Raw genomic sequence first — 19,528 nt, forward strand, 5'->3', positions numbered from 1 at the left:
GTCCGAAATCGACGCGGCAGGTCACTCGGTGTCCTCTTCGGAAATCGCGATGCGCGCAGGGGCCATGAACGCTGTTCGAGTCAACAAGTCCCCGATCGATACACGTGTGGCCAGGTTCAGCTCTAGTGGTGTGACACCTGAGAGATCGGGTTTCATGGCAGTCCTTGCTCGTTCGTGTTCGGCGACGGGGAATGTTCTGCCACCGTCATGAGCTGGCCTGGCCACAGTCAGTTGTGTGGTCAGGACTGATCATCGCTGCACCGCCGTGCCGTCGTCAGTCCAGGACTTTCGCAGATCCCGCTTGATTACCTTGCCTGTAGCGGTCCGCGGGAGCGCATCGAGGAAAACAACAGTGCGGGGGCACTTGAACGCGGCCAGCCGCTGGCGGGTCCAGGAGATCAGCTCTTCGGCCTTTATGTCGGCGCCTGGCGTACAAACAACGACGGCGGCGACGGACTCTCCCCAGCGCGGGTCCGGACGTCCGATCACCGCAACTTCCGCCACATCAGGGTTCTGGTAGAGCACCTGCTCGACCTCGGTGGCGTAGACATTTTCGCCGCCGCTGATGATCATGTCTTTCTTGCGGTCGACAATCGAGTAGTAGCCCTCGTCATCCCTGCGCGCGAGGTCACCTGACAGGAACCACCCATCTTTAAGTACGTCTTCGGTGGCTTCGGCGTTGTTCCAGTAGCCAGCAAAGACGTTCGGGCCGCGGATCGCGAGCTCGCCGGTCTCCCCGGGGTCCACATCCTCGTCCATCTCGTTGACAATCCGCAGATCCACGTGCACTACTGGTTTTCCGATCGAACCAGCATGGTCAACGACCTCATCTCCGTTAAGGGCCGCGACAAACGGGGCGGTCTCGGTGAGACCGAAGCCCTCGACGAACGTCAACCCGCGTTCGCGCATGGCATCGATGAGAACGATCGGGCAGGGCGCACCGCCGGACAGGACGTACCGCAGAGAACCGAGGTCGCGCCTGTCAATGGTGGGCGAGACGTCGAGTGCCGCCCACATCGCAGGGACGCAAAATGCGAGCGTGGGACGGTAGCGATCGACGGCATCAAGCCACTGCTCGGGAGCGAATGACTCCATGATCACGGTCGTCCCGCCCGCGTAGAGCAGTGGAAGTGTGAAGATGCCTAGCGCACCGATGTGGAAAAGCGGGGCAGCCGCGAGATTGATGTCGCGCGGGGTGAGCCCTTCCCCGGCGAGGGTGAAGTTGTTAATGGCGTTCCACAGGATGTTGTCGTGGGTGAGCATGGCCCCCTTCGGGGGGCCGGTCGTGCCGGAGGTGTACATCAACATGCCGAGGTCATCGCGATCGATGTCCTCTTCGACGCGGTCGGTGTCGCCAGCGCTCACCATGTTCTCGTAGGTCGAGCTCACCGAGTCTTTACGTTGGGCCGCCGACGGAATCTCGATTTGTTCCCGCACGGGGGTCCCAGCGACGGCGTCACGGACCGTCTCGGATGTCTGGGTCGAGGTGAAGACGATTTCCGCGCCTGAGTCCTCAAGAATGAATCGGATTTCGGGAGGCGACAGTCGATAGTTGACCGGCACGGAGATCGCGCCCAGCTTGGCAACGGCACAGAGGACCTCGAGCATGTGTGGACTGTTCAGCGTGACCAGGGCGACCCGGTCCCCTTTGGCCACGCCCATGCCGCGCAGCACATCCGCCAGTGCGTTGGTTCGCAGGTCAAGCTCTTCGTAGGACAAGCCCAGTCCGGTCTCGCCATCGAGCAGCGCGATGCGCCGAGGGTTACGGAGGCGATGCAGCGAAGGCCAATTGCCGAAGCCGTTATCCATGAACACGTCCAATCGGTCACGAAAGTGGGGCAATCTTTTCCGGCGATGGCCGGTGTGATCGAGACCACTGTAAGTTGCAGACCCAAACTAAGCAAGCATGCTTGCTTAGGTTTGTCGGTTGTGCGATGGTTCCAGTGATAGCGCCGATGATTACCAGGCCGAGCCGATGCGCTCCCCGTCGTCGACTTCTTGCTATCAAGCACATTGACGAAGGGATCGACCTGGCATGGCCTCCCCCACCGCACCGTCTTTGAGGGTCGGGAACTTTTCCGGCTTCTACGGCGACCGCTTCTCGGCGATGAGAGAAATGCTTGGCGGCGGAGAACTCGACGTTCTCACCGGTGACTATCTCGCCGAACTCACCATGCTGATCCTCGCCAAAGACCGGGCGGAAGATGCCAGCACCGGGTACGCAAAGACCTTCCTCCGACAGATGGAGGAATGCATGGGCATGGCGCTTGATCGGGGCGTGCGCATCGTGGTGAACGCCGGAGGGGTCAATCCCGCAGGCCTGGTGCAGGCACTGCAGCACATCGCCGACTCGCTTGGCCTCACACCGAGCATCGCGTACCTAAACGGCGACGACGTCACCAGCCGTTCAGAGGAACTCGGGCTGGGCAGCCCCCTGTCGGCGAATGCCTACCTGGGAGGGTTCGGCATCGCGAGTTGCCTTGCGGCGGGTGCCGACATCGTGGTCACCGGTCGGGTCACCGACGCATCGCTTGTCGCCGGGCCTGCGATCCACCACTTCGGTTGGGGCAGGGAAAGCTTCAACGAACTCGCCGGAGCGACTGTCGCGGGGCATGTCATCGAGTGCGGCACACAGGCCACCGGAGGAAATCTCTCTTTCTTCAGGGAGATTCCTGACCTGATGCGACCAGGCTTTCCGATTGTCGAGATCGAGGCCGATGGCAGCAGTGTTGTCACCAAAAACCCGGGAACCGGTGGAGCGGTCACCGTCGACACGGTGACCGCCCAACTCCTCTACGAGGTGACCGACGCCCGGTACGCCGGGCCGGACGTCACCACCCGTCTCGACTCCATTGTCCTGTCTCAAGAGGCACAGGATCGCGTGCGCATCAGCGGTGTCCGGGGCGAGGCTCCACCACCGGAGCTCAAGGTCTCACTCAACAGCATCGGCGGGGTTCGCAACGAAGTCAGTGTCATACTCACCGGCTTGGATATCGAGGCCAAAGCCGACCTGGTTCGCAGGCAGGTCGAAGACGCGCTGCCCGCCAGACCTCGAGAACTGTCGTGGGAGCTGGCCCGGACCGACCGCATCGACTCCCCCACGGAAGAATTGGCGAGCGCCCGTCTGACTGTGGTCGCACGCGACGACGATCGCGAGAAAGTCGGGCGGAAGTTCTCCAACTCGGTCATCGAAATCGCACTCGGAACGGTCCCGGGTTTCCACACGACGGCGCCGCCGTCGGCCGGCAGTACCTACGGGGTGTTTACTCCGGGCTACATCACACAGGAGGACGTCGATCACACCGCAGTGCTGCCCGACGGAAAACGAATCCCGATCGCGGCACCCGAGGTGACCACCGACCTCGTTCCCGCTCACACCGATCACCGAGCGGCGGACGACGGCGGCGACGCGGCCTCGTCACACCCCGATTACTGGGGGCCGATGCGCCGGCTACCGCTGGGGACGATCGCCGGCGCTCGCAGCGGAGACAAGGGCCCCAACGCAAACATCGGGGTCTGGGTGCGCGACGAGGCTGCCTTCGACTGGCTTGCCGAGGCCCTGACGATCGAGCAGCTGCGACGCATGCTGCCGGAGTGTGCGGATCTGGAGGTGACCCGCACCGTGTTACCCAATCTTCATGCCGTCAATTTCGTCCTCGCCGGAATCCTCGGCGAGGGCGTCGCATACAACGCCCGCTTCGACCCGCAAGCCAAAGCACTGGGTGAATGGTTGCGCTCCCGCACTATTGACATCCCCGAGCTAGTTCTTACGGAGGCAGACCAGTGAGCGCCAACCCGTGGCAATCGGACGAGATCACTTCATTGCGATCCACCGCGCGCGACTTCGCACAAAGAGAGATCCTCCCGCACCTGGAGGAATGGGAGCGTGCCGGCGAGATCCCCCGGGTACTCCACCGCAAAGCCGGAGCATTGGGCCTGCTCGGCCCTCAATTTCCCGAACACGCTGGCGGTGGCGGCGGGGATCTGCGTCACCAGGTCACCGTCTGCGAAGCCCTGCACGAAGCCGGCTCCTCGGGCGGAGTCCAAGCCTCCTTACTCACCTGCTGGATTTCAGTGCCGCACATCGTCACTGCGGGCGACCAGCGGCAGATCGACACCTGGGTGGTACCCACCCTCGCCGGCGACCGGATCGGAGCGTTGGCCATCACCGAACCCGGCGGCGGTTCCGATGTCGGGCACCTGCGCACCACAGCCCGACGAGATGAAGACCACTTCGTCATCAACGGCTCAAAAACCTTCATCACCTCTGGGTGTCGCGCTGACTTCGTCGTCGCAGCGGTCCGCACCGGCGGACCCGAGCGGCGCGGCGCGTCCGGCGTATCGCTGATCGTCATCGACACCGACACACCCGGCTTCTCCGTGAGCCGAAAGCTCGAAAAGATGGGATGGAACGCCTCAGACACCGCCGAACTGACGTTCGACGACGTTCGGGTCCCCGTGAGGAACCTCATCGGGCCAGAGAACGCGGGATTCGATTTGATCTCTCAAGCGTTCGTCTCCGAGCGCGTCTTCTTGGCGGCACAGGCCTACTCGGGCGCGCAGCGCGCACTCGAACTGACCGAACAATGGTGCCAGGATCGAGTGACCTTCGGCGAACCACTCATCAGCCGTCAGTCCGTACAGAACACCCTGACAGAGATGGCCCGCCGGATAGATGTCGCCCGGACATACTGCCGTGCCGTCGTCGATGCCGATATGCGAGGCGAAGACGTCATCGCGCAGGTCTGCTTCGCGAAGAACACTGCGGTGGAGGCCGGCGAATGGGTCGTCGACAGGGCAGTGCAGCTGTTCGGCGGACTCGGCTACATGCGCGAAATCGAAGTCGAACGGCAATACCGTGACATGCGCATTCTCGGTATCGGCGGAGGCACGTCCGAAATCCTCACCGCACTTGCAGCCAAACACTTGGGATACCGATCATGACCATGCTGAACAGCACACTTGACTCACGCAGCAACGATTACCGGGTGGCACTCGATTCCATGATCGAGAAGCTCTCCGGCATCGAAGAGGAATTGACCGCGGTACTCGCCGGCGGCGGGGAGAAGGCCGTCGCCAGGCACCACGACCGCGATAAATTCACTGCTCGAGAGCGGATCGAGCTCCTCGTCGACCGGGACACACCGTTTCTGGAGCTGTGCCCTCTCGCCGCATGGGGTTCGAAGTTCACCGTCGGCGCCGCTGTTGTCTCCGGCATCGGTGTCGTCAGCGGTGTCGAGTGCATGATCGTTGCCAACGACCCGACTGACAAGGGCGGTTCACTCAATCCGTGGTCGATGCGCAAGATCCTCCGCATGGGCGACATCGCGCGACAGAACCGCCTTCCGGTCATCAATCTCGTGGAATCGGGCGGCGCCGATCTGCCCACCCAGAAGGACATCTTTGTCCCCGGTGGGGCGATGTTCCGCAACCTCACTCAACTCTCTGCCGAGGGGATCCCCACGATCGCGCTGGTCTTCGGCAACTCGACGGCCGGAGGAGCGTACATCCCCGGCATGAGCGACCACATCGTGATGATCGAGAACCGATCGAAGGTGTTCCTCGGAGGCCCCCCACTAGTCAAGGCGGCCACGGGAGAGATCACCGACGACGAGTCGCTCGGCGGAGCGGCCATGCACGCCAAAGTGTCCGGCTTGGCCGACTACTACGCTCTCGACGAGCAGGACGCCCTCCGCATCGGCCGCCAGATCGTGTCACGACTCAACTGGACGAAGTCCGGCCCGGCCGTGTCTACAGAGGTGGTGTCCCCCCTATACGACGAGGCTGAGCTGCTCGGCATCGTGCCACCAGATCTGAAAATCCCGTTCGACCCGCGCGAGGTGATCGCCCGGGTCGTCGACGGTTCCGACTTCGACGAGTTCAAATCCAGATACGGCACGTCGCTGGTCACCGGCTGGGCACGCATCCACGGGCATCCCGTCGGCATCCTGGCCAACGCCCGCGGTGTGCTGTTCTCGGAGGAGGCGCAGAAAGCGACCCAGTTCATCCAACTCGCCAATCGATCGAACACGCCACTGTTGTTCATGCACAACACCACCGGGTACATGGTGGGCAAGGAGTACGAACAAAACGGCATCATCAAGCACGGCGCAATGATGATCAACGCCGTCTCCAACTCGAAAGTCCCGCACATCTCCTTGCTCCTCGGTTCCTCCTACGGCGCGGGCCATTACGGGATGTGCGGACGCGCTTTCGATCCACGATTCGTGTTCAGTTGGCCGACGCTCCGCTCGGCCGTCATGGGCGGAACGCAACTCGCGGGCGTGATCTCCACGGTTAGCCGGGCGTCGGCGCTGGCCCAGGGCAAGGAATTTGACGAAGAAGCCGACGCCGCGGTCCGCGCTGCCATCGAGGAACAGATCGACTCCGAATCGTTGCCGGCCTTCTTATCCGGCCACCTGTACGACGACGGTGTCATCGACCCCCGAGACACCCGCACCGTCCTCGGATTGAGTCTGTCCGCCATCCACAGCGCACCGATCGAAGGCACCACGTCCTTCGGCGTCTTCCGAATGTGAGCCCGCAGTGAACACCCAGCACACCCCTGTCAGTACGCCATCAGCGTCGACCGCAACGACCGTGCTCGTCGCAAACCGCGGGGAGATCGCCCGCCGGATATTTGCCACCTGTCGACGTCGTGGACTCGGCACCATCGCTGTGTTCTCCGACGCCGACGCAGACAGCCCGTTCGTCACCGAAGCCGACGCCGCGGTCCGGCTTCCGGGCTCGACACCGACCGACACCTATCTTCGCGGTGACCTGATAATCAAGGCGGCACTCGCCGCCGGAGCAGACGCCATCCACCCGGGTTACGGTTTCCTGTCCGAAAGCGCCGGGTTCGCACGGGAGGTGCGAGCGGCTGGACTGATCTGGATCGGCCCAACGCCGGAGAGCATCGACCTCATGGGGTCAAAGGTCGAGTCCAAACGGATCATGGCAGAGGCAGGGGTGCCGGTCTTGGGACGTCTCGACCCGGCATCCATCACCGAAGCTGAGCTGCCCGTGCTGATCAAGGCCTCGTCGGGCGGGGGCGGCCGGGGAATGCGAATCGTGCGAGATCTTGCGAACCTACCGGCCGAGCTGTCGTACGCGGCGAGAGAAGCGGCGTCCGCATTCGGCGACGACACCGTGTTCTGTGAGAGATACATCGAGGCGGGCCGCCACATCGAGGTTCAGGTGATGGCCGACATGCACGGAAGCGTGTGGGCGGTCGGCGAGCGTGAGTGTTCTATCCAAAGACGCCACCAGAAGGTGATCGAGGAAGCACCGTCCCCGCTAGTCGAGCAGATCGGCGCAGCCATGCGTGCCCGACTGTACGATGCCGCCCGCACCGCCGCAGAATCCATCGGTTATGTGGGCGCCGGTACCGTGGAATTCCTCGCCGACAACGACGGTGAATTCTTCTTCCTGGAGATGAACACGCGACTGCAGGTCGAGCATCCTGTCACCGAGTGCACGACGGGACTGGACCTCGTCTCACTGCAGATCGACGTCGCGAACGGAGAGCCTCTAAGTGGTGGAGAGCCGGCCACAGTCGGCCATTCGATCGAGGCCCGCCTCTACGCCGAGGATCCGGCGCGCGACTGGCAACCCCAAGCCGGCCCCGTCCATCGCTTCTTGGTTCAGGAGACCGCAACCGAGTTCGCCGTACTCACCTCGCCCGGCCTGCGGCTTGATTCCGGGGTAGTCGACGGCGACGAGGTCGGGGTGCACTACGACCCCATGCTCGCCAAGGTAATCTCGTTCGCCCACTCCCGCCCGGAAGCCGCCCGCATTCTCGCCACTGCACTGGCCCGTGCCCAGGTTCACGGGCTGCGTACGAATCGGGACCTGCTCGTGCGGACACTGCTCCACCCTGCATTCCTCGCCGGCGAGATCGACACCGCCTTCTTCGACCGTCACGGGCTCGCCACTCTCGCTGCCCCACTCGCCTCCCTTGAGACGGAGCGGCTCGCCGCCATCGCTGCGGCGATCGCGGTCGCCACCGGCGAGCAAGAATCAGCTCCGATGGGCATCGCGGCCCCCCTAGGCTGGCGCAATGTCGGCCACCCTTTCCAGTCGCGTGGTTTTCGCACGGAGACCGACGAGTACGAGATCAAGTACCGGCTCGACCGTTCCGGAATCGTGCTGGCACCGGGCAGCGTCCCCGAGTCGATAGAGACAATTCACGTCGTCTCGGCAAGCCCCACCCGCGTACGGATCGAGGTCGACGGCGTGGTCTTGCCTTTCGACGTCGCCCGCTACGGTGGGGGGAGTTCGGGCGCGAACGTGCTGCACGTGGACACGCCGCGCGGCGCAGTCGCCCTGTGCGAAACCGCTCGCTTCATCGATCCCGCGCAAGCGGTCGCAGAGGGCTCTCTGCTCGCCCCGATGCCCGGCGCCGTAATCCGAGTTGCGGTCAAACCGGGTGACCTCGTCGAAAAGGGGCAGCCAATTCTATGGATCGAGGCGATGAAAATGGAACACTCCGTCACAGCTGCCGTCACAGGTGAGGTGAGCGAGGTGCTCGTCAGTCAGGGCGACCAAGTCGAAGTGGACGCCCCCCTCGCCGTGATCACCGCATCCGATGAAGAGGCGGAGGCGACATGACCGTCACTGGCCCGCTGGTCCGGGCGGAACGCGCCGGCGGAATAGCAACGCTCACTCTGGACTCGCCCCACAATCGCAACGCACTATCCGAACGGCTTGTGGACGAACTCCTTGCCAGCTTTGCCGTGGCCGCCCAGGACGACGCGGTCCGAACAATCGTGCTGACCCATACAGGCGGAACGTTCTGCGCCGGCGCCGACCTGGTCGACGCGTCAGTCACCGACGGAGGGGTGGATCCTGCACGTCGCCGCGCGGAGCAGACCACGCAACTGATGCACAGCATCCTCCGAGCCCCCAAACCCGTCATCGGACGGATTAACGGGCACGTCCGGGCTGGCGGTATGGGACTGGTCGCCGCCTGCGACATAGTCGTCGCCGGCCGCAATTCAACCTACGGTCTCACCGAATCGCGCCTCGGACTGGCTGCCTCGGTAATCTCTCTGACAGTGCTGCCGCGCATGACCTCGCGCGCGGCGTCGCACATGATGCTAACTGGCTCAACAATCTCCGCCGAGGAAGCACTGACCAACGGACTGGTCACCGAAGTCGCGGAGGAGGTCGATACTGCCGTCGACACACTGTGCGCTGCATTCGCGACATGCTCACCGCAGGGATTGCGCGAGTCAAAACAGCTGGTCAATTATGAGATACTGGCCGAGTTCGAACGGTCAACTGATCGAGTCATCGAACAGTCAGTCCAACTGTTCCACAGCGTAGAAGCCGGGGAGGGAATGGCAGCCTTCTTAGAAAAACGTCGCCCGTGGTGGGCAGAATGACCGCAGACTACATCTCTCGGGAGGACAGAAACAAACTGACCCGCCAGAAACTTCTCGACACGACGGTTGAGTGCCTTATGTCGCACGGTTGGGCCATGACCACAGTCGGCCTCATCGCGGAGAAGGCGGGCATCAGTCGAGGTGCACTGCAACACTATTACCGCACCCGGGAAGACCTCATCACGGCCGCCCTCGATCACATGTGGTCGGCCAGCGCCGACCACATCATGGGAGAGCTCCGCGACCCGCCGGAAGGTGTCAGTCGCGAACAACACGTCGTTGATCTTCTCTTCGGGCACTACTCCGGTTCAGTGTTCAAATCCGCCCTCCAAGTATGGACAGCGGCAGCGGCAGACCCCGACCTACGAGAGCGTGTCGTACCGCTCGAAGCCAAGTTCGCCCGAAGTGCCCATTCCATGGCTGTCGAACTATTGAACGCCGACGACTCCGACACTCGAACTCACCGACTCATCCAGCTAACCCTAGACATTGCACGTGGCCTCGGCCTCGCAGACACACTAACCGACGATTCGAAACGTCGCCGCGCCCTCGCCCGGACGTGGGCCGAGGAGCTCCGGACGATCAAAACTCGGACGGACGCTTAGCCAGACCCGGCTCACGGACTGAATGCACACCTGCCTGCATCGGTCCTGCTGCCAGCTCCCGATTCCGCAGCGGCCGGACCCGCCGCTACAGCGATGGGAACCGCCACTGAACATTGACAATGCCACCGGCGCGATTCGCGACATCGCCAATGCTGCTCGCACTACGTGTAACACCAGCAACTAAGCAGGCCACGCCGACATCCAGACGTTATGACAAGTAGACGATGCCGAGTATCCCGCGAACTCGACCCCTCCCCGAGCGGGCCAAATGGCAGGTGGATCAGCAGAGGAACCTAACGAGCTATCCGATTGCTAGTTGGTGGCGACTGCGCCTTCCGTGATTGCATCGCGCAGCACGTGCTTGAGAATCTTCCCCGAGGGGTTACGCGGAATGGGCCGGGTGATGAGCTCGCGCGGAAGCTTATAACCCGCAATGTACTGGGATCCGTACTCGCGGAGTGACTCCAAGGCGACGTCGCGGCCCTCAACCGGGGTGACGACGGCGATGATGCTCTCCCCGAACATCTCGTCCGGCCGCCCGACGACCGCCACATCGGCCACGTCCGGGTGGCTGGCGAGGGCCTGTTCGACCTCCACCGAGTAGACGTTGCGCCCGCCCGTGATGATCATGTCTTTCATCCGATCAACGATTGTGATAAACCCGTCAGCGTCCCGGACCGCCACGTCGCCGCTGTGCAGCCAGCCGTTGCGGAGCGCATCCATGGTGGCCTCGGGTTTGTTCCAGTAGCCCTTCATGATGGTCTCGCCTCGGTAAATGATCTCCCCGGGCTCGCCGACCGCGGTGTCGTTGCCCTCGTCATCGACGATCCGCGTCTCGGCATTGGTGATGGACATCCGTCCGGTGGCATCCGGGCGGGCGCGTACTTCGTCCGGGGTGAGGAAGATTCCGGTCGGGCCGCCCTCGGTCTGGCCGCACAGCTGGAAGAACTGCACGTGCGGCAAGGTGGCGAGCAAGCTGGTCGCCGCGTTCGGCGGCATTGGTGCGGCGCCAAAGAAGCCCAGCCGCCATGCGGACAGATCGCGCGTGCCGAGTTCGGGGTACTGCAGCAGCATCTGGTACATGGTGGGCACGCCCAGGAACACGGTGATGCGGTGCTTCTCCAGCGCATCCAGGACCGCCTTGGGCTCGAACGCTGGCAGCACCACGTGAGTGGTGCCCAGGCTGAACCCTGACATCACGAACAGGACCAACTCCGCGCAGTGGTACATCGGCGCGACGTGCAGATTCCGGTCGAAGCTATTCATGCCGAGTGCGGAAACCGAGTTCCCCACCCACAGCATGCGGTGGTGGTCGAACAACGCTCCCTTGGGGCGCCCGGTCGTGCCTGAGGTGTAGAGGATGATGCAGTCGTCGTCCTCGATGACCTCCGCCTCCGGCGCGGTGGTCGGCATGGTGTCTGCGAGCCGCGCGATGCCCTGCGCTGCGGCCTCGTCCAGCACCAGGCTTTGCGGCGCGGACGGCAGCGGATCGAGCTCGTCGAGACCGGCCACCACCACCGCGAGCTCCTCGGAATACAGCAGCACCGTCGCACCGGAGTCCTCGAGCAGGTAGCGAAGTTCGCGGGCCGGCACGCGAGGGTTGAGAGGCACAGCGATGGCCCCCAGTCGGAACGCTCCGTACAAGCCCAGGACGTACGCATCGGAGTTCGGGCTCAGCAGCGCCACCCTGTCGCCCTTACCGACTCCGAGCGACGCCAACGCATGCGCGTACTGATCGGTCCGGGCCGCAAGCTGCTCATACGAGTAGATGCTCTCGCCGAAGATCAGTGCAGTTTTGTCCGGGTGCCGACGGGCATTGAGCGCGAGGGCGCCTCCGAGAGTGGCCATGGTGACTCCTGAGGTGTTGAAGACTCCGGGATCGGACATGTGACCCCGGACACAGCCGAAACTGTAACCGCCAGCGCGGTGCTTGTACAAATGTTCAGTGAAGCCGGAAACGCGGCTCAGGTGGCGGGCCCGGGGAAACGATCGACAGCTCCACCCTCGGACACGCTCACGCCGAGTTCGGGCTTGCTGTGCCCCTCGGTGTGAGTGAAGGTCCCGAGGTGAGTCCAGACGGCATCGACCAGCGGCTGCAGGAACAGCCGGCCCATCTGGTTGATCATCACGTCGACCACCTGGACGGAATCGGCGCGACCTCGCGAGGCCGCGCCAGTCTCGCGCATCGCAACGACCTCCCGGTGGGTGAGTTCGGTAAGTCGCTCCAGCAGTTGCCCCCGCCGGCCACCGGGTTCAAGTAGCGCCTGTCGGAGGTAGTTGACCACCTCCGGGTTTCTGACCAGCATTTCCGCGACGGACTCGTTCCGGACGCGAGCGATTTGTTCGCCGGCCCCATCGGTCGGGGCAGAAGCAAGGGCCGACGCGAAACGTTCCACGACGATCTGCTCCACAGCCTCGCGGAGGCCGTCTTTGGACCCGTAGTGATGAACCACCAGCCCGACGGTCACCCCGGCGGCGGCCGCGACTGCCCGCATCGGTGTGCGGTCCTCGCCGTTGGCCGCGTAAAGCTCGAGAGCGGCGTTGCGGATTCGCGCTTTGGCGGTGAGGTCTTGGTCGTCGAAATGCTGGGCGGGGCGGTCCACGCGGCCTCCCTTCCGTTGATAAACGAGTCTACGGGGACGCGCCAACCGTTAGCGCTATACGATGGCTAAGTTTACTGACCGCTTGTATAGTCACCGAAATGAGTCTTCGATCGCTCCGACCCCTAGTCGGCATACAGGTCGTCTCATTGGCTACCAACCTGCCCGGTCCGCTAGCCGTAGCAGGCCTTAGTGACCTCGGCGCCGCGGTGATCAAAGTGGAGCCGCCGGCGGGTGACGCCTTGGCCGTGGCCGCGCCCTCCTGGTACGCAGAACTGACACAGGGGGTGGAGGTCCGTCGGGTCGACCTCAAGAGTGGTAGCGGCCCGGAGGAGCTGACCAGGCTGCTCGATACGGCGGACGTGTTGGTGACCGCCATGCGCCCGTCAGCGCTTCGCCGTCTCGGCCTCGGCAACCTCGGCGACCGCTTCCCGCGGTTGTGTCATGTGGAGATCGTGGGCTACGACGGCGCCGACGAGGAAGTCGCGGGCCACGACCTGACATATCAGGCAAGATACGGCACCATCCGACCGCCACACCTGCCGCTGGTCCCGGTCGCCGACACCATCGGTGGGGAGCGGGCCATCTCGGCCGCCCTGGCCCTGCTGCTGGCGCGGGGACAGCACGACTCCGGTGGACATCAACGCATCACTCTCGACGCGGCCGCGTACGACTCCGCGGCCGCCCTCCGACACGGACTGTTCGGCGATGGAGCACCACTGGGCGGGGCTCTGCCCTCCTACAACATCTATGCCACCGCCGACGGCCATATCGCTCTGGGGGCACTCGAGCCGCACTTCGAGGTCCACATCAGAGAGGTACTCGATTGTGACGGCACATACGCCGCCTACGCCCGCGCCTTCAGCGCGCACCCCACGGCCCACTGGGAGGATCTGGCCGCGCGCCACGACATCCCGCTCAGCGCCGTTCGCCATGCCCGGCCGGCCACAGCGCAGACCACCCACGCGCTCACGGCGACCACCACCCGACCACCCCGAGGAAGGACCCAGTCATGACCGACTCCCCCCAGCCCCGTAGCTTCCGCACCACCCGCGAGGCCGTGATCATCGATGCCGTCCGGACACCGGTCGGCAAGCGCGGCGGGGCGCTGGCCGCCTGGCATCCCGCCGATCTGCTGGGGGCCACCCTCAAGGAACTGGTTCGCCGCAGTGATGTGGCGCCGGAGAAGATCGACGACGTGATCGCCGGATGTGTGATGACGCACGACCAGCAGAGCTCCAACATCGCCCGCCATGCAGTGCTCTCCTCCGGCCTGCCCGATTCGGTGCCGGCAGTGACCGTGGACCGACAGTGCGGCTCGGGGCAACAAGCTGTGGCATTTGCCGCCCACGGTGTGGAGGCGGGGTCCTACGACCTCGCCATCGCATGCGGCGTGGAGTCGATGTCGCAGGTGGCACTGCCGTCGTCCCTACAGCCCGGAGCCCCGCTCGGCCCGCAGTACTCCCCCCGGGAACTGGCCCGCTACGACGGCGGACTGCTGGTGCAAGGCCCGTCCAGTGAGCTGATGAACACCCGCTTCGACCTCAGCCGAGAGGAACTCGACGCGTTCAGCCGCCGGAGCCACGAGCGGGCGCTGGCCGCCACCCGCGACGGCCGCTTCGAGACCCAGCTGGTTCCGCTGCGCCGCGACCCGCTCGATGACTCCAGCGAGCCCGTTACCGCGGATGAGGGGATCCGGGCCGAGCTCGACCCGGAGAAGATGGCGTCCCTGCGGACAGTGTTCGCCGAGGACGGCAAGACCACCGCAGCCAACTCCTCCCAGCTCAGCGACGGCGCCGCCGCACTGCTCATCGCCGACCGCGAGTTCGCCGAGGCCAACGGGCTCACCCCCCGCGCCCGCTTCGTGGTCCACGCGGTCGCGGCGGCCGATCCGATCATCCAGTTCACCGCAATCCTCGAGTCCACCCGCAAGGCCCTTCACCGGTCGGGGCTCACGGTGGACGACATCGACCTGTTCGAGGTCAACGAAGCGTTCGCCGGCGTGCCGCTGATGTTCCAAAGAGAGTTCGGCGTCCCCGACGACAAACTCAACGTCAACGGCGGCTCGGTGGCCGTGGGCCACCCCCTCGGATCCACCGGCGCCCGCATGATGACCGACCTGCTGACCGAGCTCGAACGCACCGGCAGCCGATACGGACTACAGACCATCTGCGAAGCCCACGGCACCGCTAACACCACCATCATCGAACGCCTCTGACGAGTCCCGTCCGTCCCAGCCACCGTCCCAGCCCCACTGAGGAGCACCACCATGACGTCCCGCCCCATCGTCACCGGTCTGCCGTCGACACACGGTGACAGTTATCAGCTCAACACCACGACCCTGCTGCGGCACTCCACCCGGACCTACCCCGAGCAGGAGATCGTATTTCGCACCGTCGACGGGGGCTGGGACCGCTACACCTACGCCGACATGTTCGAGCGGGTCGGGAAGTCAGCCCACGCGCTGACCGGGCTGGGTGCCGGGCCCGGAACGGTGGTGGGAATCCTGGATTGGAACTCTAAACGCCATATGGAGCTGTACTGGGCGATTCCCGGTATCGCATCGGTGATGCTGCAGATGAACCTGCGCCTCGCCCCGGTGGACCTGGCATATGTCACCGACCACGCCGAAGCCTCGATCGTGCTGGTCGACGAGTCCCTACTGCCCGTGGCTGAGGCGCTGGTCGAGCAGGGTGTCGGGGTGAAGACGTGGGTGGTCATGACGGACAAACCACTCTCGGAGATCTCCACCACCCTGCCCGGGGTCGTCCACTGGGAAGACGCGCTGACGGCCGCGGAACCGGGCTTCGACTGGCCAATGATCGACGAGACCTCGGCGTACAGCGCGTGCTACACCACCGGCACCACCGGCCGCCCCAAGGGCGTGTACTACTCCCATCGCGGGATCTACCTCCACACCCTCTCCGAGGCAGCGCAGTTGAAGATGGGTGACGACGACACCGTCATGATCATCACCCCGATGTTCCACGGCCAGGGCTGGGGACTGCCGCAGTCGGCCATCTACTCGGCCGCGAAGGTGGTGCTGCCCGGGCGGTATACGGCCGAGGACACCTCTGCGCTGGTTGACGCGATGATCTCCGAGTCCGTCACCGTGGCCAACGGTGCCCCCGCCATCTTCGAGCCGATGCTCGACTACATCCGGACACTCAAGACACGCCCGGACTTCAGCCGCGCCCGTCTGCTGTCCGGGGCGACCGAACCGTCGCTGACGCTCATGCGCGGCTTCCATGACCTCACCGGTGCTGACATCATCCACGCCTACGGCGCCACGGAGACCACTCCGCTGGTCACCGTCAACGCAGGCCTGAAGCACACGCTGCGGGACGTGCTCAGCGAGGACGAGAAGTGGGATCTCAAGCGGGCCCAGGGTCTGCTGGTCAACGGGATCGACATTAAGGTCGTCGGACCGGACGGAACCGAACTACCCCACGACGGTGTCTCCCAGGGCGAGGTGCTCATGCGTGGCCCGTGGATCATCGAGCGGTACCACAAGATGGAGGACAAGGGCGACGCGTTCGCCGACGGTTGGTGGCGCAGCGGCGATGCCGGCACGATCCGCTCCGACGGTTACCTCAAGCTGACCGACCGCATCAAGGACGTGGTCAAGAGCGGCGGCGAATGGATCTCCTCGATCGACATGGAAAATGCGATCGTCGCCCACCCACAGGTCCGCGAAGCCGCAGTGGTGGGGATCGAGCACCCCAAGTGGCAAGAGCGCCCGGTTGCGATCGTCGTCCAGGAAGACGGCGCCGATCTCGGCGTCGACGACATCCACGCCGTGTTGGAAGACAAGTTCGCCAAGTGGCAACTGCCCGACATCGTCATCTTCGCCGACGCGCTGCCGCGCACCAGCGTCGGCAAGCTGGACAAGAAGACGCTGCGCACCGACCACGCCGATCTCTACCGGGGAGCCGAGGAATGAGCGGCCAGAACGGACACGATGACGTGGTCCTCAGCGAACGACGCGGCGCCGTCGCGATCCTGCGCATCAACCGACCCGAGGCCCGGAATGCACTGAACGCCGCGGTGTTCGACGCCTTGAACAAGCACCTCGCCGAGCTGCGGACCGAGGACTCCGTGCGCGCCATAGTCCTGGCCGGCGCGGGCGGCGTGTTCTGCGCCGGAGCAGACATCACCGCGTTCGACGCCCTGCGCGCCGATCCGTTGATCGGGCACCGGCGGGCCTCCGGGGGGACCCTATGGGCCGACCTGGAAAACTTCCCCAAACCGGTGATCGCAGCCGTCGAGGGCCTGGCCCTGGGGGGCGGGCTCGAACTCGTCCTGGCCTGCGACACCAGCATCGCCGGCCAGGGTGCCCGCCTGGGATTGCCCGAGGTCAAGCTCGGCGTCATCCCCGGCGGCGGCGGCACCCAACGACTCATCCGGGCGCTAGGCAAACCTCGCTCCATGGCACTGCTACTCAGCGGTGACCTTGCCACCGGGACCGAAGCCGCCAACCTCGGCCTGGTGGGAAAGGTGGTCGACGACGACGAGGTCGTCGAACAGGCGATCGCCCTGGCGCAGCGGATCTCGGCCAACTCACCGCTGGCCGTGGCCCTGGCCAAAGACGCCGCCCTGGCCGCGCAGACCGGGTCGATAACCGCAGGGCTTGAGCACGAAAAGCGCAACTTCGTCTACGCGCTCGCCTCAGACGACAGCCACGAGGGCCAGGCCGCCTTCCTGGCCAAGCGTTCACCGAACTTCACCGGCCGCTAACCTGGCCCGACAAGGACAAGATCATGACCACCACCCTGTTCCCCGACCACCGCCCCACCTGGCAAACCGAGTCCCACGAGTTGCTACGGGACCACGCCCGCGCGTTCTTCGCCCAAGAAGTCACCCCCCGCCAGGCGGACTGGGCCCGGCAGGGCCACGTCGACCGCGAACTCTGGAACAGAGCCGGGGCGGCAGGCCTACTGCTCACCGACATCGCCGACGAGGACGGCGGCGGGGGAGGCGACTTCGGCCACGAGGCTGTAGTGGCCCAAGAACTGGCGTACGCGCACGACAGCGCGTTCGGCTTCACCGTGCACTCCACGATCGTCAGCCACTACATCAACGCCTACGGGACCGAGGAGCAAAAGCGCCGCTGGCTACCCGGGCTCGCCTCCGGCGAGAAAGTGGTGGCCGTCGCCATGACCGAACCCGGTACCGGCTCAGACCTGCAGAACGTCAAGACCACAGCGATCCGCGACGGCGACCACTACCTGGTCAACGGCGCCAAGACCTTCATCTCCAACGGCACCCACTGCGACTTGGTTGTCATCGTGGCCAAGACCGATCCAGCGGCCGGCGGCAAGGGCATCTCCCTACTAGTCGCCGAGGTCGACAATAACGTCGCGGGCTTCTCCCGCGGCGCCGTCCTCGAGAAGATCGGCATGCACGGATGGGACACCCGCGAACTCTTCTTTGACGACATGCGGGTACCGGTGGAGAACATCCTCGGCGAGGAGGGCTCCGGCTTCGCCGAACTCATGACCCAGCTACCGCGGGAGCGACTCATCATCGGAGTCGCCGGCGTAGCAGTGGCGGAGGCCGCAGTGATCGAGACCATCCGGTACGTCAAAGAGCGCGATGCGTTCGGCAAGAAACTCCTGGACTTCCAGAACACCCAGTTCGTACTAGCCGAGTGCAAGGCCGACGTCTACGCCGGCAAGGCGATGATCGACGACGGCATCCGCCGCCAGATCGACGGCACCCTCGACGCCGCCGGCGCCTCGATGATCAAGATGTGGGCCACCGACATGCAGTGCCGCGTGGTGGACAAGTGCCTACAGCTGTTCGGTGGCTACGGCTACATGATGGAATACCCCATCGCCCAGATGTACACCGCCTCCCGCGTGCAGCGGATCTACGGCGGCACCAACGAGATCATGAAGCTGCTCGTAGCCAGGTCGCTGTGAACGCCACGCCCCCGAGCCCGTCCGTCTACGCCGAAGACTTCACCCCGGGCCAGATCCACAAACTGGGAGATCACACCGTCTCCAAGGCCGAACTGGTCGATTTCGCCACCCACTGGGACGCACAATCGTTTCATCGATGAGGAAGCCGCCAACCAAGGGACACTTCCGCGGACTCATCGCCAGCGGGGTACACACCATCGCCATCGCTCAACGGCTGCTCACACAAACAGTGCTCAACCAATGGGCAGTGATCGCCGGGCTCGGATTCGACCGGGTCCGGTTCCCGGCGCCCGTCCGACCCGGGAACGTTCTCACTGGAACCGTCCGGATTGCCGAGATCACTCTCGACGGAACACGCGGACGAGTGAAGATGGAGATGCGGCTAACCGATCAGGACGACCACACCGTCCTCTACGCCGAACTGACCATCGTCACTTGGCGGAGAGAACAGGTCGCGACACCGTCCGGAGGCTTCAACTGACACACGGCCAGGACGTCATCCAAAAGAACGGTCCCGCACCTACATCGACGAAGCGACCTTCATCTCGGATCCGCAAGTCAGTTTGGGACGCGGTGACCCCACCTCACGACGGCGGCTGCAGAGTAGTCAGGCCCCCGTCCTAAAACCTCGTCCTTCGGCGCGGCATCCCCTATTCGACGGATCGGGCGCGTCCGCTAACCCCGGTGATTCACGGGGATCTGCGGATCGCTGGGCGAAAATAGACCGAAGTGCTTCCTGAACAGGGGAAACTGGGACTTGTCTAAGGTTCCATGTTCTCCAGCAGAAAGCACTCGGTAGGTGAAGCGTACGTCGTGGTCGTCTGGTCTGTCCGTTACTGCTGATGGTGTCGGGGTGATCTCCCACGCCGGGGCCATCGCGCCTCGACTTCTGGCTGATCAGGTCGGTCTGACCGCCGCGCTGTCAGGGGCCATGGCTCGCCGACAATTTATCCCGATCCACGACCGCGGCCGTGTGCTGATCGATACCGCGGTGATGCTCGCCGATGGCGGCG

The 19,528-nt window shown here is 64.5% G+C and carries 16 protein-coding genes; 13 read left to right on the forward strand and 3 right to left on the reverse strand.

The window, feature by feature from the left end; all coding sequences use genetic code 11:
- Positions 1 to 249: 249 nt before the first annotated feature.
- The gene (locus G6021_RS16560) at positions 250 to 1,809 is read right to left on the reverse strand and encodes a long-chain fatty acid--CoA ligase (protein ID WP_069389037.1); all 1,560 of its coding nucleotides are present in this window, start codon (positions 1,807 to 1,809) and stop codon (positions 250 to 252) included.
- Positions 1,810 to 2,035: 226 nt separating this feature from the next.
- On the opposite strand from G6021_RS16560, the gene G6021_RS16565 reads away from it, so the two are divergent.
- Genes G6021_RS16565 through G6021_RS16590 form a run of 6 tightly spaced genes read left to right on the forward strand, consistent with a single transcriptional unit; the run spans position 2,036 to position 9,991 of the window.
- Positions 2,036 to 3,787, forward strand: a complete 1,752-nt coding sequence (locus tag G6021_RS16565) for an acyclic terpene utilization AtuA family protein (protein WP_182641768.1) — start codon at positions 2,036 to 2,038, stop codon at positions 3,785 to 3,787.
- The gene (locus G6021_RS16570) at positions 3,784 to 4,944 is read left to right on the forward strand and encodes an acyl-CoA dehydrogenase family protein (protein ID WP_304814949.1); all 1,161 of its coding nucleotides are present in this window, start codon (positions 3,784 to 3,786) and stop codon (positions 4,942 to 4,944) included. The genes G6021_RS16565 and G6021_RS16570 overlap by 4 nt, the downstream gene beginning before the upstream one ends.
- Positions 4,941 to 6,539, forward strand: coding sequence for a carboxyl transferase domain-containing protein (locus G6021_RS16575; protein ID WP_182641769.1), 1,599 nt, complete (start codon positions 4,941 to 4,943; stop codon positions 6,537 to 6,539). Before G6021_RS16570 ends, G6021_RS16575 begins: the two co-directional genes overlap by 4 nt.
- 7 nt (positions 6,540 to 6,546) lie before the next feature.
- A complete protein-coding gene (locus G6021_RS16580; RefSeq protein WP_069389031.1) occupies positions 6,547 to 8,610 on the forward strand; it encodes a biotin carboxylase N-terminal domain-containing protein in 2,064 nt (687 codons plus the stop codon).
- On the forward strand, positions 8,607 to 9,386 hold the full coding sequence (locus G6021_RS16585) for an enoyl-CoA hydratase family protein (protein WP_083249598.1): 780 nt from the start codon (positions 8,607 to 8,609) through the stop codon (positions 9,384 to 9,386). The genes G6021_RS16580 and G6021_RS16585 overlap by 4 nt, the downstream gene beginning before the upstream one ends.
- Positions 9,383 to 9,991: a TetR/AcrR family transcriptional regulator gene (locus G6021_RS16590; RefSeq protein WP_069389038.1), complete on the forward strand. Its 609-nt coding sequence runs from the start codon at positions 9,383 to 9,385 to the stop codon at positions 9,989 to 9,991. Before G6021_RS16585 ends, G6021_RS16590 begins: the two co-directional genes overlap by 4 nt.
- Positions 9,992 to 10,303: 312 nt before the next feature.
- Here G6021_RS16590 and G6021_RS16595 read toward each other — a convergent pair whose 3' ends face one another.
- Together G6021_RS16595 and G6021_RS16600 are read right to left on the reverse strand one after the other, a co-directional pair.
- Positions 10,304 to 11,839 (reverse strand): long-chain fatty acid--CoA ligase, encoded by a 1,536-nt coding sequence (locus G6021_RS16595; protein WP_069388656.1) that lies wholly within the window; start codon positions 11,837 to 11,839, stop codon positions 10,304 to 10,306.
- Positions 11,840 to 11,955: 116 nt separating this feature from the next.
- Entirely contained in the window at positions 11,956 to 12,594 is a 639-nt protein-coding gene (locus G6021_RS16600) for a TetR/AcrR family transcriptional regulator (RefSeq protein WP_069388657.1), read from the reverse strand.
- A 98-nt stretch (positions 12,595 to 12,692) separates the two neighbouring features.
- Between G6021_RS16600 and G6021_RS16605 the strand changes: the two genes are divergently transcribed.
- The 7 genes from G6021_RS16605 to G6021_RS16630 are packed head-to-tail and all read left to right on the forward strand — an operon-like array spanning position 12,693 to position 18,996.
- A complete protein-coding gene (locus G6021_RS16605) occupies positions 12,693 to 13,607 on the forward strand; it encodes a CoA transferase (protein WP_069388658.1) in 915 nt (304 codons plus the stop codon).
- Positions 13,604 to 14,809, forward strand: a complete 1,206-nt coding sequence (locus tag G6021_RS16610) for a thiolase family protein (RefSeq protein ID WP_069388659.1) — start codon at positions 13,604 to 13,606, stop codon at positions 14,807 to 14,809. Before G6021_RS16605 ends, G6021_RS16610 begins: the two co-directional genes overlap by 4 nt.
- 51 nt (positions 14,810 to 14,860) lie before the next feature.
- Positions 14,861 to 16,534 (forward strand): long-chain-fatty-acid--CoA ligase, encoded by a 1,674-nt coding sequence (locus G6021_RS16615; RefSeq protein WP_069388660.1) that lies wholly within the window; start codon positions 14,861 to 14,863, stop codon positions 16,532 to 16,534.
- The gene (locus tag G6021_RS16620; RefSeq protein ID WP_069388661.1) at positions 16,531 to 17,328 is read left to right on the forward strand and encodes an enoyl-CoA hydratase-related protein; all 798 of its coding nucleotides are present in this window, start codon (positions 16,531 to 16,533) and stop codon (positions 17,326 to 17,328) included. The genes G6021_RS16615 and G6021_RS16620 overlap by 4 nt, the downstream gene beginning before the upstream one ends.
- Before the next feature lie 23 nt (positions 17,329 to 17,351).
- On the forward strand, positions 17,352 to 18,515 hold the full coding sequence (locus tag G6021_RS16625; RefSeq protein WP_069388662.1) for an acyl-CoA dehydrogenase family protein: 1,164 nt from the start codon (positions 17,352 to 17,354) through the stop codon (positions 18,513 to 18,515).
- Positions 18,512 to 18,655, forward strand: coding sequence for a hypothetical protein (locus G6021_RS17700; protein WP_227022446.1), 144 nt, complete (start codon positions 18,512 to 18,514; stop codon positions 18,653 to 18,655). The genes G6021_RS16625 and G6021_RS17700 overlap by 4 nt, the downstream gene beginning before the upstream one ends.
- Positions 18,652 to 18,996 carry a MaoC/PaaZ C-terminal domain-containing protein gene (locus G6021_RS16630; protein ID WP_241736643.1) on the forward strand — a complete coding sequence of 115 codons (345 nt, stop codon included), beginning with the start codon at positions 18,652 to 18,654 and terminating at the stop codon, positions 18,994 to 18,996. The genes G6021_RS17700 and G6021_RS16630 overlap by 4 nt, the downstream gene beginning before the upstream one ends.
- The last annotated feature ends 532 nt before the right edge of the window (positions 18,997 to 19,528 follow it).

Source organism: Dietzia sp. CW19, from assembly GCF_014145265.1.
GTDB classification, from domain to species: Bacteria; Actinomycetota; Actinomycetes; order Mycobacteriales; family Mycobacteriaceae; genus Dietzia; species Dietzia natronolimnaea.